Origin of the sequence: Novosphingobium sp. (assembly GCF_025351285.1) — a bacterium.
Lineage (GTDB): Bacteria > Pseudomonadota > Alphaproteobacteria > Sphingomonadales > Sphingomonadaceae > Novosphingobium.
This window is the reverse complement of record NZ_JANXWG010000098.1, coordinates 36753-52904: the sequence shown is the minus strand read 5'-3', so window position 1 is coordinate 52904 and position 16152 is coordinate 36753. Positions and strand designations below refer to the sequence as shown.

Sequence of the window (16152 nt, the reverse complement as noted above, 5' to 3'; positions counted from 1 at the left end):
GCGCGGCGGTTGGGGCTGGCGAAGGGCGGGCGCGGGAGTCTGGCCGATGCGCAGGCGGCGGCGTCGGTCGGGCAGATCGCGCTGGCGGGTTTGTGGGCCGAACTGCTGGGCGCGCACGGATTGATCGCCGCGCAGATGCTGCTGACACTCGATGATCTGGAGGATCGCCGGCGGTATCTCAACGTCACCGCCACGCTCGGCCGGCTGCTTGATGCGGGAGCGGTGCCGGTGATCAACGAGAACGATTCGGTGGCGACGCAGGAAATCCGCTTCGGCGACAACGACCGGTTGGCGGCGCGGGTGGCGCAGGCGGGCGCGGCCAATGGGGTGCTGCTGCTGTCGGACATCGATGGGCTCTACGATCGCGATCCGCGTAAACCGGGCGCCACGCGCATCCCGCTGGTGCGCGGGTTGACCCCGGCAATCCATGCGATGGCGAGCGCGGGATCGTCCTCGGGCCTGGGATCGGGGGGCATGACCTCGAAGCTGCAGGCGGCCGAGATTGCGGGGCACGCCGGGATCGCACTGGGTATCATCGACGGGCGGCCGATCGCGCCGATCGGGCAGGCATTGGCCTGCGGACAGGGCACGCTGTTTCTTCCCAAGGGGCGCAAGACCGCGCGCAAGGCCTGGCTGGGCGGGCGGCTGCGGCTCAAGGGTTCGCTTACGGTCGATGCCGGCGCGGCGCGCGCGCTGGGCAAGGGGTCCAGCCTGCTGGCGGCGGGGGTCACCGCGGTCGAGGGCGCGTTCGTCCGCGGCGATGCGGTGGCCGTATGCGATGCGGGCGGTGCAGTGCTGGCGCATGGCCTTAGCGAATACGATGCGGCCGAATGCGCAGCACTCAAGGGCCACCATTCGCGCGAACACGCCGATATCCTCGGCTATGCGCCACGCAGTGCGATGATCCACCGCGATCAACTGGTGCTGCTTTGATTCGGCCCACAGGAACGAACGGGGGGCTGATTGCCGTCACGGGGGCGACCGGGTTTGTCGGGCAGGCCCTGGTCGAAGCGGCGGTTCAGCAAGGGTTGGAAGTGCGGGCATTGGCGCGCAAGCGGCAGGTGCCGAGGCTGGGCGTCGAATGGATTCCGGGCGATTTGTCGAGCCGTGCCGCGCTCGACCGGCTGGTGCGTGGTACCAGCGCGGTGATCCACATCGCCGGCGTGGTCAGCGCGCCCGATGCCGCCAGTTTTGAGGCAGGCAATGTCGCGGGCACACTCAACGTGGTCGAAGCCGCGCGCGACGAGGGCGTACCGCGCTTCATCCACGTGTCGTCGCTATCGGCGCGCGAACCGCAATTGTCAGAATACGGCGCATCGAAATTGCGCGGCGAACGGATGGTGATGGCCAGCGGGCTCGATTGGACGGTGGTGCGCCCGCCGTGGGTCTATGGCCCGCGCGATACCGATACGCTCGAGATGTTCAGGATGGCACGGTGGGGAGTTGTGCCGGTGCCGGCTGGTCGCGCCTCGATCATCCATGTCAACGACCTGGCGCGGCTGCTACTGGCGCTGCTGCCGGGCGGAGAGGCGGTCACGCACCAGGTGTTCGAGCCCGACGATGGGCGGACGCATGGCTGGACTCACCGCGAACTGGCGCGCGGGATCGGCTGGGCCTTGGGGAAGCGGCCATGGGTGCCGCAATTGTCGAAAACGGCGCTGATGCGGGTATCGCGGATCGAACGCATGTTTCGCGGCGACAAGGCCAAGCTGACGCTCGATCGCGTCGGCTACATGACTCATCCCGATTGGGTGGTCGGCGCTGGAGCTGCGGTTCCGCCCGGGGTGTGGTCTCCGCAAGTGCGGACGGGTGAAGGGCTGAAATCCACGGCAGCGTGGTATCGCCAGCAGGGGTGGCTATGACGATGGCATCGACCAATCGCATCATGATCCGCGAATTCAGCGATGATCTGGCGCAGGCATTCCACGACATCAATGCCGAGTGGATCAGCGCGATGTTCACGCTGGAGTCGACCGATCGCGAGGTGCTCGAAAGCCCGCGCGCGCGGATCATCGATGGGGGCGGAGCGATCCTGTTCGTCGAGGCTGAGGGCCGGGGCGTGGTCGGCACTTGCGCGTTGCAGAAAACCGGCGAAACCAGCTTCGAATTGACCAAGATGGGCGTGACCGAGGCCGCGCGCGGGTTGAAGGCGGGGGAATTCCTGCTGGCCGCAATGATTGCGCGGGCTCGCGAGATGGGCGCCGATCCGCTATACTTGTTGACCAACGCCAAGTGCGAAGCGGCGATCCACCTTTACGAAAAGCTGGGTTTCCAGCACGATGCCGGGATCATGGCGCAATACGGTGCGCGCTATGCGCGGTGCGATGTGGCGATGCGCTACGTCGCACCGGATCAGAAAACGGGATCGTAACCTGGCGGCAACTCGCCCTCGCCATCGCCCGAACCCGGCACGTGGATGCCGCATTCGGTCTTGTCCCAGCCTTTCCAGCGGCCCGAGCGTGGATCTTCGCCCTCCGCCACCTTGCTGGTGCACGGCGCGCAACCGATCGACGGGTAGCCTTGCGCCACCAGCGGGTGCGCGGGCAGATCGTGGGTGGTTACGTAGTCGTCGAGGTCCTGCTTCGACCAGCTTGCCAGCGGGTTGATCTTGAGCCGGCCGGCCGCGTCGGTGCGGTCGATCTCGAAGCGGGGAAGGCCCGCGCGAGTCTTCGACTGGAATCCCTTGCGCCCGGTCAGCGTCGCGTCGAACTGCGCAAGTCCGCGCGCCAGTGGCTCGACCTTGCGGATTTCGCAGCAGCCGTCGGGGTCCCACGACCAGCGCAGGCCCGTTTCATCCTTGGCGGCGAGCGCGGCGGCGTCGGGTTCGAGGACCACAAGGTTGGTGAGGCCGAGCTGCGCCACCAGTTGGTCGCGATATGCCAGCGTTTCGGGAAAATGCTTGCCGGTTTCGAGGAACAGCACCGGCAGCGTCGGGTCGATCGCCGCGATCAGGTGCAGCAGCACCGCGCTTTCGGCGCCGAAGCTGGAAACGATCGCTATGTCGCCCGCCAGCCCATCCTTGATCACCGTGCGCAGCATGTCGCTGGTTTCGGTGCCGCGGAACAGGTTGTTGAGCCGGATTGCGTCGGTTTCGGTGAAGCGCGGACGCGTGTCGATGCGGTCGATGGTTCGGTCTCGCCCGCCGTTCAACGCGCGCGTACGCGCCTCAGCCATGACGCAGCGCCCAGATCGGCTGGCGGCCATCGACAGTGCGCTGGTAAACCTCGGGCCAGGTGGCGATCGCCTTGTCGGCGGCCTCCCTGGTGATCGCGTGTTCGGGCGCGAAGGCGTCGAAGCCGCAGCGGTGCATGTGGCTGAGCTGGTCGATCAGCACATCCCCCACAGCGCGCAATTCGCCCGTATAGCCGGCTTCGCGCAGGATGCGGGCCGACGAATAGCCGCGCCCGTCGCCGTATGCGGGGAAGTTCACCTCGACCAGGGCGAGCCGATCCAGATACGGCAGCAGCGCGCGCGCGTCGTCGCCCGGCTCCAGTCGAACGGCCGAGGCATTGGTTTGGCCAAAAACCGGATCAACGAACGAATCGACGGTTACACCGGGATCGCCGACCATTTCGTCGGTGCGGTAACGCAGCACATCAACCATAGATCGCCTCCTTGAACGGGGCCATGCCGACGCGGCGGTAGGTATCGACGAAGCGTTCGCCATTTTCGCGCTTGACCAGATAGACCTCGGTCGCCTTCTCGATCGCGTCGACGATGCCGTCCTCGCTGAACCCCGGCCCGGTTATCTGGCCGAGCGACGTGTCCGCGCCCTCCGATCCGCCAAGCGACAACTGGTAATTCTCGACACCCTTGCGATCGACCCCGAGCACGCCGATGTGGCCGGCGTGGTGGTGGCCGCAGGCGTTGATGCAGCCCGAGATTTTCAGCTTCAGTTCGCCCAGGTCCTGCTGGCGGCCCTGATCGGCAAAGCGCTGGCTGATCTTCTGGGCCAGCGGGATCGAACGCGCATTGGCCAGGCTGCAATAGTCGAGCCCGGGGCAAGCAATGATGTCGGTGATCAGATCCAGGTTGGGCGTGCCCAGGCCATTGGCTTCGAGCATCTGCCACAGCGCGTAGAGATCGGCCTTCTTCACATGTGGCAGCACGATGTTCTGCGCGTGGGTGACGCGCAATTCGTCGAAACTGTGCTTCTGCGCCAGATCAGCCATCAGGCGGATCTGATCGGCCGAGGCGTCGCCCGGAATGCCACCGATCGGCTTGAGGCTGATCGTGACCAGCGCGTAACCGGGCTGCTTGTGCGCATGGACGTTGTTGTCCAGCCACACCGCGAAGTCGGGATCGCTGCGATCGACGCTGTCGGGCGCGGTGGTATCGAACGCTGGTGGGACGAACATCGCCTGGATGCGTGCAAGTTCAGCCGCAGGCGGTTCAAGCTCCAGCGTCTGCAAATGCGCGAACTCGGCCTCGACCTGCGAACGGTATGAATCCGCCCCGATCTCGTGGACCAGGATCTTGATCCGCGCCTTGTACTTGTTGTCGCGGCGGCCATGGCGGTTGTACACGCGCAAGGCGGCCTCGGTGTACGTGACCATGTGATCGATCGCGATTCCGTCGCCGATCAGCGGCGCGATCATCGGGGTGCGGCCCATGCCGCCGCCCACGTAGAAATCCGCGACAATCGCGCCAGCATCATCGTGGCGCAGTCGGATACCGATATCGTGGAGCTTCATCGCAGCGCGGTCGGTTTCGCTGGCGATCACCGCGATCTTGAACTTGCGCGGCAGGTAATCGAATTCGGGGTGGAAGCTGGACCACTGGCGCAGCAGTTCCGCATAAGGGCGCGGATCGACGATCTCGTCAGCCGCAGCACCGGCGAACTGGTCCGAACTGATGTTGCGGATGCAGTTCCCGCTGGTCTGGATGGCGTGCATTTCCACCTTGGCCAGATCGGCCAGAATGTCGGGCGTGTCGGCCAGCTTGATCCAGTTGTACTGGATGTTCTGCCGCGTGGTGAAGTGGCCGTAACCGCGATCGTATTTGTCGGCGATATCGCCCAGCAGCCGCATCTGCGCGCCCGACAGCGTGCCATAAGGGATCGCCACGCGCAGCATATAGGCATGAAGCTGGAGGTAGAGCCCGTTTTTCAGCCGCAGCGGCTTGAACTGGTCCTCGGTCAGCGTGCCGGCGATCCTCCGTGCCACCTGGTCGCGGAATTCGCTGACGCGCGCATCGACCATTTGCTGGTCGTAATTGTCATATTTGTACATCAGATCACCCAGTTGCCGATTTCGGGATCGGTTGGCTTGAGGGTCAGGTCGGGGCGCACGGTGGGGCCCAAAGCGCGGATGCGGTCCTTGATGTGCGCGGGGCGTACGCCGTCCGCGGTTTTCTGCGCCTCGATCGCGTAGCTCGCGTTGACCCGGCGGGTGGCTTCCTCGCGCGCCAGGATGGTGTCGGCATCGCTGCCGACATCGACTGCGTCTTCGACATGGCGCGACCAGTCGTAGCCGGTCCACCAGATCACATCCCCGGTTTTCAGGTCGTTACCGGTCAGGATTTTCATGCAGCCATCTCCGCAATTTGTGTCAGCGCGACATCGTCTCGAGCGGTTACTTCGCCGACCACGATCAGCGCCGGGCTTTTCACCGCGTTGTCCGCCACCAGCGTGCCCAGGCCGGCTAGCGGCCCGCGCAGCACGCGCATCTCGGGCCGGCCCGCGTTCTCGATCACCGCCAGCGGCATATCGGGGGCGAGGCCATCGGCCATCAGCTTTTCCGCGATCATGTCCGACGTAGCCACGCCCATGTAGATCACCAGCGTGCGGCCCACGCCGGCAAGGCCGGCCCAGTTCTGTTCGGTCAGGCCCTTGCACTGGCCCGCGACAAAGCTGACCACGCTGGCGCTGTCACGGTGAGTCAGAGGAATCTGCGCCGCCGCGCCCGCCGCCATTGCGGCACTGATACCCGGCACGACTTCGACCGGCACACCCGCCGCGCGGCAAGCTTCGACTTCCTCGCCGCCGCGCCCGAACACGAAAGGATCGCCGCCTTTCAGCCGCACCACATCGTGCCCAGCGAGCGCTTCGCGCACGAGCAAGGCATTGATTTCATGCTGCCGCAACGTGTGCCGCGCGCGCGATTTGGCAACCGAGATGAACCGCGCCCCCGCCGGCGCCATCGCCAGCACCGCCGGATCTACCAGCCCGTCATGCACGATCAGCAGCGCATTCATGAGCAGCCGCGCCGCGCGCAGCGTCAGCAGATCGGGATCGCCCGGCCCGGCACCAACGAGGTAAACGGTGCCGGTGCCCGCTCCGCCTCGCGTAAGGTTGGAACTTGTCATGCACGCCATCTGGCGTGGCGAGCGCGCAATCGCCACCCAGAATGCCTTTGCCGCCCCTAAGCGCGGCTATCGGCGGGGCGGTCCGGCGCGGGCGGCCATTGCTTCACATAAATGTTCTGGCTGGGGTACGGTATCTCCACCCCATGATCGCGGAACAGGTGCCACACGCGCTTGAGCACGTCCGACCGCAAGTTGCCGATGCCTTCTTCGGGATCGTTCATCCACAACTGCATCTCGAATTGAATCGCGTTGTCGCCGAACGCGACCAGCCAGACCGAGCTTTTGGGGCTGACGAGCACGCGCGGGCACAACGCGGCGGCTTCGAGCATCAGCCGTTCTGCCAAATCGAGGTCGGTGCCATATGCCACCGAGATTGCCACCTTCACGCGCACGTCGCGGCTGGAGTACGACCAGTTCTCCACCTGCGACGTCATCAGGATCTCGTTGGGGATCAGGTATTCCTTCTCGTCGCGCGTGGTCACCGACACCGCGCGGATGCCGATCTTCTTGACCTGGCCGATGGTCCTGTTCCCCCCTGAACTATTTGGGCCATCGTTGATGCCGATCACGTCGCCCGGCTTGATCGATCCGTCCATCAGCAGGATGATCCCGGCGATCAGGTTGCCCAGCGTCTTCTGCAAGCCGAAGCCGATCGCGAGGCCGAACGCGCCCGAAAACACCGTCAGCGCGGTCAGGCTGATGCCCAGCACGTCGATCCCGACGAAAAACGCCACCACCCACACCACGATCGTGACGAGCTTCTCGCCGAGCAGCCGCTGCGCGGGTTCGAGCCGGGTGGCGCGCGTGAACAGATGCCGGCTGATCCGCCCGCCCAGCCGCGCCGCGAACAGCAGCGCCGCGATCACCACCAGTGCAGTCAGCGCGCTCCACACCGAAATGTGATACTTGCCCACATCGAACCCGATCCGGTCGAGCAGCGCCACCGTGCGCGTGATCGGGCTGTCGGGCCCGAACATTTCGGCGGCCACGGGCGCGTGCGCTGCGGCCGACGCCGTCTTGCTCATTGCGCCGATGACCAGGCAGCCAGCCCGCGCTTCAAGTCGGCGATGAGGTCGCCCGCGTCCTCCAGCCCGATCGACAGCCGCACGCCGAACCGGTCGGCTGCGTCCATGCCGGGCAGCGGCCAGGCACCAGTGGAGCGCATCGGTGCGGGATCGACCGGGGTGGCGAGGCTCTCGAACCCACCCCACGAATAGCCGATGCCGAACAGCGACAGCGCATCGATCAGCGCATCGCGCGCCTCGGCGGTGCCGCGCTTCAGCACGAAGCTGAACAAACCACAGCCGCCGGTAAAGTCGCGGCGCCAAAGCGCGTGGCCGGGCGATCCGGGCAGCATCGGGCACAGCACTTGCGCCACTTCGGGCCGCGCATCGAGCCATTGCGCGATCATCAGCGCGCTCGCGGTCTCGCGCTCCAGCCGCAGGCCCATCGTGCGCAGCCCGCGCAGCGCCAGCGAGGCATCGTCGGGCGAAACCACTTGCCCCAGGCTTTGGGCGCGGCGGCGCAGCTTGGCGTACCAGCGCTCGCCCGCGCTGGCGCTGCCCATCATCAGGTCCGAATGCCCACCGACGTGCTTGGTCAGGCTCATCACGCTGATATCGACGCCGTGCGCCAGCGCCGCAAAGCCGAGTGGGCTGGCCCAGGTGTTGTCGAGCACCGAAATCGCGCCACGGTCTCGCGCGATCGCTGCCATGCGCGGCACGTCCTGCACCTCGATCGTCAGGCTGCCGGGCGATTCGAGCAGCACGCACCTGGTCTTGTCGCAGAACGCCGCTTCGTAAGCCGCCAGATCGCAAGGCGCGAACCAGCGTGTTGTGATCCCGAATTCCTTGAGCAGCCCGCGCGCCATCGTCCGCGTCGGCTCATAGGCGTTGTCGGTCATCAGCAGCACATCGCCCGGCCGCAGCACCGCCAGCAGCGCACCCGCCAGCGCCGCCACGCCCGACGGATAGAGCATCGTGCCGCCCCCGCTTTCGGCAGCCCCCGGCTCCAGTCCGGTCAGCGCTTCGGCCAAGGCCCATTGCGTCGGTGCACCGCGCCGGCCGTAGAAGAACCGGCCATCGGCATTCCCGCTCGGCCCGGCATGGAGTGCGGCCATGTCGGGGTAAAGATGCGTACTCGCGCGCCACACCGGCGGGTTGACGACTGCGCCCGGGTGCGTGGCCGTGCCGGTCCATTCGGGCGCGCGTCCCGCGCTCACCAGCCGCGTAGCGGGGGCGAGAGCTTCGTCCTCTGGGTGATCCGGCGCCGTGGTCATTCGCTCAGACGGCCGCCCCGAGCGGCGTGGCCTTGCCGAGCTCCTTGGGAAGGACGGGGTCCGAACCCCATTCGGCCCAACTGCCATCATACAGCGCGGTATCCTCCTTGCCGAGCAAGTGCAGCGCAAACAGCACCACGTTCGCGGTCATCCCCGAACCGCAACTGGCGATCACCGGCTGCGCCAGATCCACCCCCGCCGTATCGAATGCGACGCGCAATCCGGCTGCATCCTTCCACGTGCCATCGGCCTTGAACAGCGACGGATAGGGCACGTTGCGCGCGCCAGGCACGTGCCCGCTGGCTACGCCCGGCGTGGTTTCGGCCTGCTCTCCGGTGAACCGCGGGCCGCCGCGCGCATCGACCAGTTGCTCGGCATGGCTGGCCACATTGGCAAGCACTTGCGCCTTGCTGCGCAACCGCGCTCCGTCTTGCCATACGGTGTAGTGGCGGCGCCGTGGTGTTTCCGCACCACTTGCAAGCGGACGCCCTTCGGCCTTCCACTTGGCGATCCCGCCGTCGAGAACGGCCACATTCTGCGCACCGAACAATGTCAGCATGAACCAGGCGCGGGTTGCGCTCTTGATCGGCGAATCGTCGTAGACCACGATTCTGCTCCCATCGCCGAGCCCGAGCGCCTGCATCCGGCTGGCGAACTTTTCGGGGCTTGGCAGCGTGTTGGCGGTGGGTGCGCCGGTTTCGACCAGCGTGCCCAGATCCATGAACACCGCGCCCGGTATATGCGCGGCTTCGTACTCCGCCTGCGCATCGCGCGCGTGTTCGGGCAAAAATGCGGTGGCATCGACCACGCGCAAGTCGCTTGCTGCCATTTCACCGGCGAGCCAATCGGTTGAAACCAGGGAATCCATGCGACGCTCCTGCTGGCTATTTTGGCCTGCCTGCGGTGCCCGTCTTTGCGCGGGCCTTTTGGCCGGTCCATAAGGGCCGGGCCAACGATGATAGTCACCGCATTCCGCGAGTGCCAGTCTTAAAGCCCGCGTTGGCCCAGTTCTGAATAGAGCCGCGGCCCCAGATCGAGTCTGAATGGCTGAAGCTTGTCGGCTTGGGCGCTGCGCGATTGCCCCACCAGGAACGCGCGGCGCATCACGATCGGCTTCCCGTCGGGTTCCTGAGCCTGCACGGCAAACCGCGCGAGCGGCACGAACAACTGCGCATCGCCGCGCCGGATCGGCAGAATCGCCGAAAGCGGCAACCGCAATTCGCCGCCGAGCGTGACCGATTCGCCCGGCGCCAGGCCCGCCACGCCATGCAGTGGCGCCAGTGTGGCGCCATCGAGACCCAACTGTTCCTCTGTCGGCCGCGAAGCGTGCGCCGAGGTCATGTCTCCGCCGATCTCAATCCCCGACAGCGCCGCCGCGCCGGTATTGGTCACCACCAGCCGATAAGCCAGCGTGGCGTTGAACAGTGTTGCGCTCATCCGCGTGGCTTCGAGCGCCAGCGACAGGACCGGCTTGGGTGCCGCCGGGGTTACGATCGGGTCGCTCGATCCAAGCGGGCTGCCGAAATCGGGAGCGGGCACCACGATCGGGTCACGCGCCACGTCTTCGCTCGGTTTGGCGGGAACCATGGGCGGAATGAAGTCCGGCGCGGGCAAGGCGCGTGGCGACTGCCGCCGGCGCCACCACACCAAGCCGCCGGCGACCAGCGCCAGCACGGCAGCAAACGCGGCGTAAAGCCATGCCGGATAGCTATTGTCTGCCGTCGCAGGAGTCGGAGCAGGTGCTGGGACTGACGAAGCCGTCGGTTCGGGCGTCGCGAGCGAGGGCGTCGCCGTCGGCACCGGTTCAGCGCTGGGCACGGCAACCGGGGCGGAAGTGGGGCCGGCCACCGTAACGGGTGCTGTAACGCGCGGCACAACAACCGGCGCACGCTGGACCGGCGCCGCCGTTTGCCGCGCCACCGGCGGGCTTGTCGGCCGGGCAGTCGGTTTCGCTGTCGGCGAGGGCGCGGGCAGCGCGATTACCGGCGGCGCGGCCGATTTTGTGGCGATCGGTGCCGGCGCGGCGCCGCTGTCGTCAGCCGGCCCGGCCGCGCGCGGGGGTGCTTGCGTGGGCACGGGCAAGCGGAAGGTCGACGGGTTGTCGCTTTGCTCGGCCGCTTGTGCCCACGCGTTGCCGGCCCCGATCGACGCAAGCGCCAACACCGCACCGCTTGCGCCGCTGCGTATCATTCCAGACCAAACCCTGTTCACGTTGCTGCTCACTGAAATCCTGCCATTCGGGCGCATCGACGATCCTTGCGAGCCGCCCATGGCCCAATCCGCTCCGATTTGCGACCGACTTCGTACGCCACTTGCGCTGCGAGGCGCGCGGTACCCGAACCGAGGCCTCACGCGCTGAATAGCCGCTGAACCCCCGCGCAACCCGCCGCCAACCGTGGCACATGCCCCTCGCAACGCTTGCCGATCAGCCGCGCTCGCGGCATGGAACCACCCATGAAACCGCCCCAGACACCACCCGCGCCGCTTTTTCTCGGCCAGCCCAGCACGCTGCCAGCCTCACCCGAAGCGGCCACGCTCGATTACGTGCCCAACCCGCGCGCCGGCACGCTGTTCCTCGTCCGCTTTGCCGCGCCCGAGTTCACCTCGCTCTGCCCCGTAACCGGCCAGCCCGATTTCGCGCACCTCGTCATCGACTACGCGCCGGGCGAAACCATCGTCGAATCCAAGTCGCTCAAGCTGTTCCTGGGCGCATTCCGCAACCACGCCGGCTTCCACGAAGACGTCACCGTCGGCATCGGCCAACGCCTGTTCACCGAAATGCACCCCCGCTGGCTGCGTATCGGCGGCTACTGGTACCCCCGCGGCGGCATCCCGATCGACGTGTTCTGGCAATCGGGCGCCGCGCCCGAGGGCCTGTGGGTGCCGGACCAGGGCGTGCCGGGCTATCGCGGGCGGGGTTGAGCCGCTCGCTCACGCCAGATCAGCAGCGCCCCGAACAGCACTTCGATCACGCCCACCATCAAAATCGTATTGCCCGGCAGCCGCCCGTGGCTGAAGATATCCAGCACCCCGACCAACGTGATCGCTGCGCCCAACACCCAGTACGTCCGGTCGCCATAAGCTGTCCTGAACACCAGGTAGTGCGTGCCGACCGCCACGGCTGACAACGGAAACACGAGTTGCGGGGCGTAGGGCAGGAACAGCCAGGCGGCGAACAGGCCGCCGATCATCGCGATCGTGCTTTCGAGCGCGGTGAGGCCGAACGGGTTGCCGGGGGCTTCCTTGGCGCGGCGGAACAGCAGGCGCGCGATCAGGGTTGAGAGCGGGAAGATCAGCATGCCGCCGAAGAACAGCACGGTGAAGGCGGTCGAGATGCCGTGGCGGTTGGCAACTGTGGCCGCGACGAACCACACGCAGCCGGAGACGATCGCGCCGGGTCCGCCGCCGACGTAGGAGCGGCGAAGTTCGGCTTGGGCTGCTGCAACGTCCATCAAATTCCCTCTTTGGCGAAGTTTGCGATCAGGCTTCGATCCCAACCACCCGCGTCGGCGCGCCCTGATATCGCGTGTCGGCATTCAAAGCCTCGGCCTTCATGATCACGCTGCCTGCGCCGACGTGGGCGCCTTTACCGACCACTGCTCCGTAAAGCGGCACCGTCCCTGCGCCGACGGTCGAGCCCGCTTCGAAACGTACCGGGCCGACCTTCAGCACGCGGTCTTCGAAGGTGTGGGCCTGGTAGCTGGCGCAGGCGGTGGCGTGGTCGCCCACTTCGATCATGTCAGGATCGACCACCTGGCTGAATTGCGGGCCGAGGACCGCGCGTTTGCCGATTTTCAGACCCATCGCGCGCAGGTAGATCGTCAGCAGGAAGGTGCCTTCGAGCCAGTCGAGCGGGACGCGGCCGAGCTTTTGCCAGCACACGTAGAAATAGTCCCAGCGGCTGCACCAGCACGACCACAGCGCGTGCTGCGCGGGCTTGACCCGGCCGATGAGGCTCCATTTGATCACGACGACCGAGAGCGCGGAGAGCACGATCGGGACGAGCGTGGCGAGGGGCAGAACAAGCATTGCGAATGTCAGGCCGCTGGTTGCAGCCTCGCCGCGCGCGATCAACCCGTACCAGAGCGCGCCCAATAGCAGTGGCGGGATCGGCAGCAGGAAGCGCGCGCTCTCCCAGAACAGCCGGTTCACGTAGCGGATCTTGGTGGGTTTGTGAGTCAGCGAAATGTCGCTCGCCATCTCGACCACTTCGCGGCGGGGCAAGTCGAAGCTGGGGTGGCCGAAACGGGCGTGGCCGCTGGTGATCTTGCTGTCATCCGCCACGGTGCAGACGCCGATCAGGATATCGTCGGGTAGGTGCGATCCGGCTGGGATCACCGCGTGGTTGCCGAGGAAGGTGTGGCGGCCCAGCGAGGTTTCCGCCAGCGTCACGGTGCCCTGGCGCACTTTCGCGCCACCGAGGTAGATGCCATCGGCGAAGAAGGTTTCCTCGCCGATCGTGACCAGTTCGGGCACCACGTCGATGATCGTGCTGATCTCGCAATCGCGGCCGATCTGCATCCCCGCCAGCCGCAGCCAGTGCGGCCAGAACAGCGTGCCCGACAGCCATTGCCCGCTGGCAGTCAGCAGCGCGCTTTTCAGCCAGACGCGCAGGTAGGCCGGGCTCCAGCGCGCGAATGTGCCGGGACGAACTCGACCGAGCGCGCGCATCATCAGCGCCGACCACACCAGCGTCAGCGGTGTGGCCAGCACGGTCACGCCCAGGATCACCGCCGCGACGCGCGAGGTGAAATCGGGTGCGTAGAACCAGCGCCACAGTGCGTTCGGGGCGATATCGGCGGTGCGCGCGGCGCCGATCAACAGCAGTTCGGCAGGCAGTGCGACGATCAGCCCGAGCACGGCTTCGGCCCCGAGCAGTCGCGCGCCATAACCTGCGGGCGTAAGCAGTTGCGCCAGAGCAGTCAGCATGGGGGCAGGACCAATCGAGCGGGCGGGAACGCCGTCCCACACTTCGCCCGCCGGAACCCGCGCGCCAGGGTTGAGCACCGACAGCGGGGTCAGCACGCTGCCCGCGCCCACGATTACATCGCCGCACAAAATCGCGCGAGACTCTAGCGCCACGCCTGCTTGGAGCGTAATCGCCCCAACCACGATATCTCCGCGATCGAGTTCGACCAGGCCCAGCACCACGTCCTGTGCCAGCGCCACATCGTCACCCAGCGTCAGCAGGTCCCACCCTCCGCGCCGCAAGTCCACGCCGCGGTGGATGTGCACGCGGTCGCCGATCGTGGCGCCCAGCGCGCGCAAGGCCACGACCTGCAACGCGCTGCCCTGGATCAACGGCCACGGCACCACCCGCGCAGCCAGCATGACCAGCCAGTGGCGCAGATAATATGCGCTCCACACCGGCGCGCGCATCGGGCGATATTTGCCGATCACCAGCCGCTTGACCGCCACCGCGAACACGATCGAGGCCGGGATGTAGGCCGCCACTGCGAGCGCCGCGATCAGCGGGAACAGCACGATCATCTGCGTGAGCGTGAAGCGCGCGAACAGCGCCGGGATCACGTGGAATGCGGCAAGGTAACCCGCCCACGAGGCCACGCTGACCACGGCCCACAGAGCGGGCAGTTGCACGCAGTTGGCGAGCAGGACATTGGCCTTGCCATGGCGGACCGGTGGGGCTTCGACGGCGTCCTCATCGGTCTCGCACCCGGCCGCGATCAGCTCGGCGAGCGCGCGTATCGTGCGGGCTTCGTAGATGTCGCTGACGGTGACGCGCGCGGTTTCGGGATGATCGCGCAGCAGCGTGACCAGCATGGCAGCGCGCAGCGAATCACCGCCGAGCCCTTCGAAGAAATCTTCCACAACCGATGGCGGCGCGGCGCGCGCCAGCACATCGGCAGCAGCGGTTGCGATCAGGTTTTCGAGCGCGCCTTCGGGGGCGACTGCTTCGCCCGCCTCGGGTTCGGCGCCCAGATCGAGCACGGGCAATAGCCGCCGATCGAGCTTGCCCGAAACGCTGACGGGCAGCGCCTCGATCAGCCCGATCCGTTGCGGCACCATGTAGTGCGGCAGCGTTTCGGCAAGCGCGGTGCGAAGCGCTTCGGTGTCGAGCGGCTGGGCCAGATCGATGGGCACAATATGCGCTACCAACGCTGCACCACCAACCCGATCCTGAAGCGTGCAGGCCGCCGCGCGCACGCCGGGCAGCATCGCCAGCCGTGCCTCGATCTCGCCCAGTTCGACGCGGTAACCGCGGATCTTGACCTGTGCATCAATGCGGCCGTGGTAATGGAAATCGCCGGTGTCCGCGTCGATGTGGACCAGGTCACCGGTGCGGTAAATGCGGCCGTGGCGCGGGTGGTCGACGAACTTTTCGGCGGTCAGCTCGGGGCGGTTGCGATAGCCGCGCGCCAGGCCCACGCCGGCCATGCACAGTTCGCCGTGGCTGCCATCGGGCACATCGTTCAAGTCATCATCGAGCACCAGCGCGGTCATTCCCGGCACCGCCTTGCCGATCGTGACCGGCGCGCCGGGTGAAACTTCGCTGCGGACGCACGTGACCGCGCATTCGGTCGGGCCATAGCCGTTGACCATGCGGATGCCCTTCGCCCACAGATCGGCGATGTCGGCGGGCAGCGCCTCGCCGCCGACGTAGAGCAGCCGCAGATCGGGCAATTCGCGCGTGGGTTCGGCGCAGCCCATCGCGCGCAGCAGCGTGGGCGGCGGGGTGAGCACGGTGGCGCGTTCGGCGCGCAGCCAGCCGGTCAGGTCGGGCCCCAGCCGCGCGGTGGCATCGTCCATCGCCAGCAAGGTTGCGCCGCTGGCCAGCGCCATCCAGATTTCCTCGACCGAGCTGTCATAGGCGGGCGACGACCCTTGCACCACGCGGTCACCCGGGCCGAGGCCGAAGAACGGGGTGTCGCACGCGACCAGGTTGGCGATCGCCCGGTGCTCGATCATCACGCCCTTGGGCTTGCCCGTCGTGCCCGAGGTGTAAATCACATAGGCGAGGCTGTCGGGCGCTATTTCAGCCGGGCAGGGCGCGCGTTCGGGGCTTTCGGCGAAGATCGCAACATCGTGGACCAGATCCCCAGGAACATTGGCGCCCAGGCCGATGGCACGCAATTGCGCGGTGCCCGCCGCATCGCTCAGCACCAGCGGGCTGGCGGCATCTTCGATCACTTCGCGCTTGCGCGCATCGGGGAACGCGGGATCGAGGCAGGTATAAGCCGCGCCCGCGCGCTGCACCGCCAGTTGCGCGATCCATAGCCACACGGTGCCCCGCGACAGCAGCAGCGTGACGATGGGTTCTTCGAGGCCGGCGATCCGCGCCGCGATCCGCTCGGCCAGCGCCTGAACGCGCGCATCGAGCTCGGCGTAAGTCAGCATCTGCCGAACGGGCCGCCCGCGCGCGCCATCGCAACTTGGCGGAACGTCGATCGCGATTTCGGACGCATGGCGCGCTACGCTGTCAGCGAAGATTTGCGGCAGCAGTGGATGTGCGGCTTCGCGCGCCGCTGGTTCGAGTGCAGTGGTGGCCATGCGGCGATTGTCCAAATTCACCGGCAATCGCGCCCCCGCGCACTGCCGATCCGATCCCG

15 protein-coding genes are annotated in these 16152 nt (G+C 66.9%); 4 read left to right on the top strand and 11 right to left on the bottom strand.

The window, feature by feature from the left end; all coding sequences use genetic code 11:
- The 3 genes from proB to Q0R16_RS12040 form a co-directional block, all read left to right on the top strand.
- Positions 1 to 933, top strand: a 933-nt coding sequence (proB, locus tag Q0R16_RS12050) for a glutamate 5-kinase (protein ID WP_295636180.1), incomplete at its 5' end; no start/stop codon positions are given.
- Positions 930 to 1862 (top strand): NAD(P)-dependent oxidoreductase, encoded by a 933-nt coding sequence (locus tag Q0R16_RS12045; RefSeq protein ID WP_295636178.1) that lies wholly within the window; start codon positions 930 to 932, stop codon positions 1860 to 1862. The genes proB and Q0R16_RS12045, both read left to right, overlap by 4 nt.
- A gap of 2 nt (positions 1863 to 1864) precedes the next feature.
- A complete protein-coding gene (locus Q0R16_RS12040) occupies positions 1865 to 2371 on the top strand; it encodes a GNAT family N-acetyltransferase (RefSeq protein ID WP_295636176.1) in 507 nt (168 codons plus the stop codon).
- On the opposite strand, the gene Q0R16_RS12035 is transcribed toward Q0R16_RS12040, so the two are convergent.
- From Q0R16_RS12035 to Q0R16_RS11995, 9 genes are all read right to left on the bottom strand, one after another.
- A complete protein-coding gene (locus tag Q0R16_RS12035; RefSeq protein ID WP_295636174.1) occupies positions 2353 to 3174 on the bottom strand; it encodes a phosphoadenylyl-sulfate reductase in 822 nt (273 codons plus the stop codon). The genes Q0R16_RS12040 and Q0R16_RS12035 overlap by 19 nt on opposite strands.
- A complete protein-coding gene (locus Q0R16_RS12030) occupies positions 3167 to 3604 on the bottom strand; it encodes a DUF934 domain-containing protein (protein WP_295636172.1) in 438 nt (145 codons plus the stop codon). The genes Q0R16_RS12035 and Q0R16_RS12030 overlap by 8 nt, the downstream gene beginning before the upstream one ends.
- Positions 3597 to 5231, bottom strand: a complete 1635-nt coding sequence (locus Q0R16_RS12025) for a nitrite/sulfite reductase (RefSeq protein ID WP_295636170.1) — start codon at positions 5229 to 5231, stop codon at positions 3597 to 3599. Before Q0R16_RS12025 ends, Q0R16_RS12030 begins: the two co-directional genes overlap by 8 nt.
- Positions 5231 to 5527 carry a DUF2849 domain-containing protein gene (locus tag Q0R16_RS12020; protein ID WP_295636169.1) on the bottom strand — a complete coding sequence of 99 codons (297 nt, stop codon included), beginning with the start codon at positions 5525 to 5527 and terminating at the stop codon, positions 5231 to 5233. The genes Q0R16_RS12025 and Q0R16_RS12020 overlap by 1 nt, the downstream gene beginning before the upstream one ends.
- On the bottom strand, positions 5524 to 6306 hold the full coding sequence (cobA, locus tag Q0R16_RS12015) for a uroporphyrinogen-III C-methyltransferase (RefSeq protein ID WP_295636167.1): 783 nt from the start codon (positions 6304 to 6306) through the stop codon (positions 5524 to 5526). Before cobA ends, Q0R16_RS12020 begins: the two co-directional genes overlap by 4 nt.
- A 56-nt stretch (positions 6307 to 6362) precedes the next feature.
- Entirely contained in the window at positions 6363 to 7331 is a 969-nt protein-coding gene (locus Q0R16_RS12010; RefSeq protein ID WP_295636165.1) for a mechanosensitive ion channel domain-containing protein, read from the bottom strand.
- Positions 7328 to 8584 (bottom strand): cystathionine beta-lyase, encoded by a 1257-nt coding sequence (gene metC / locus Q0R16_RS12005; protein ID WP_295636163.1) that lies wholly within the window; start codon positions 8582 to 8584, stop codon positions 7328 to 7330. Before metC ends, Q0R16_RS12010 begins: the two co-directional genes overlap by 4 nt.
- A 4-nt stretch (positions 8585 to 8588) precedes the next feature.
- Positions 8589 to 9452: a 3-mercaptopyruvate sulfurtransferase gene (gene sseA / locus Q0R16_RS12000; protein ID WP_295636161.1), complete on the bottom strand. Its 864-nt coding sequence runs from the start codon at positions 9450 to 9452 to the stop codon at positions 8589 to 8591.
- 119 nt (positions 9453 to 9571) lie between these two features.
- Positions 9572 to 10774: a hypothetical protein gene (locus Q0R16_RS11995; RefSeq protein WP_295636159.1), complete on the bottom strand. Its 1203-nt coding sequence runs from the start codon at positions 10772 to 10774 to the stop codon at positions 9572 to 9574.
- A 264-nt stretch (positions 10775 to 11038) separates the two neighbouring features.
- On the opposite strand from Q0R16_RS11995, the gene queF reads away from it, so the two are divergent.
- Entirely contained in the window at positions 11039 to 11506 is a 468-nt protein-coding gene (gene queF, locus Q0R16_RS11990) for a preQ(1) synthase (protein ID WP_295636157.1), read from the top strand.
- Here the strand turns inward: queF and Q0R16_RS11985 are convergent.
- Both Q0R16_RS11985 and Q0R16_RS11980 read right to left on the bottom strand, forming a co-directional pair.
- Entirely contained in the window at positions 11488 to 12036 is a 549-nt protein-coding gene (locus Q0R16_RS11985; protein WP_295636155.1) for a hypothetical protein, read from the bottom strand. The two genes, queF and Q0R16_RS11985, sit on opposite strands and share 19 nt — an antisense overlap.
- Positions 12037 to 12064: 28 nt before the next feature.
- Positions 12065 to 16093 carry a non-ribosomal peptide synthetase gene (locus Q0R16_RS11980; protein WP_295636153.1) on the bottom strand — a complete coding sequence of 1343 codons (4029 nt, stop codon included), beginning with the start codon at positions 16091 to 16093 and terminating at the stop codon, positions 12065 to 12067.
- Between the last annotated feature and the right edge of the window lie 59 nt (positions 16094 to 16152).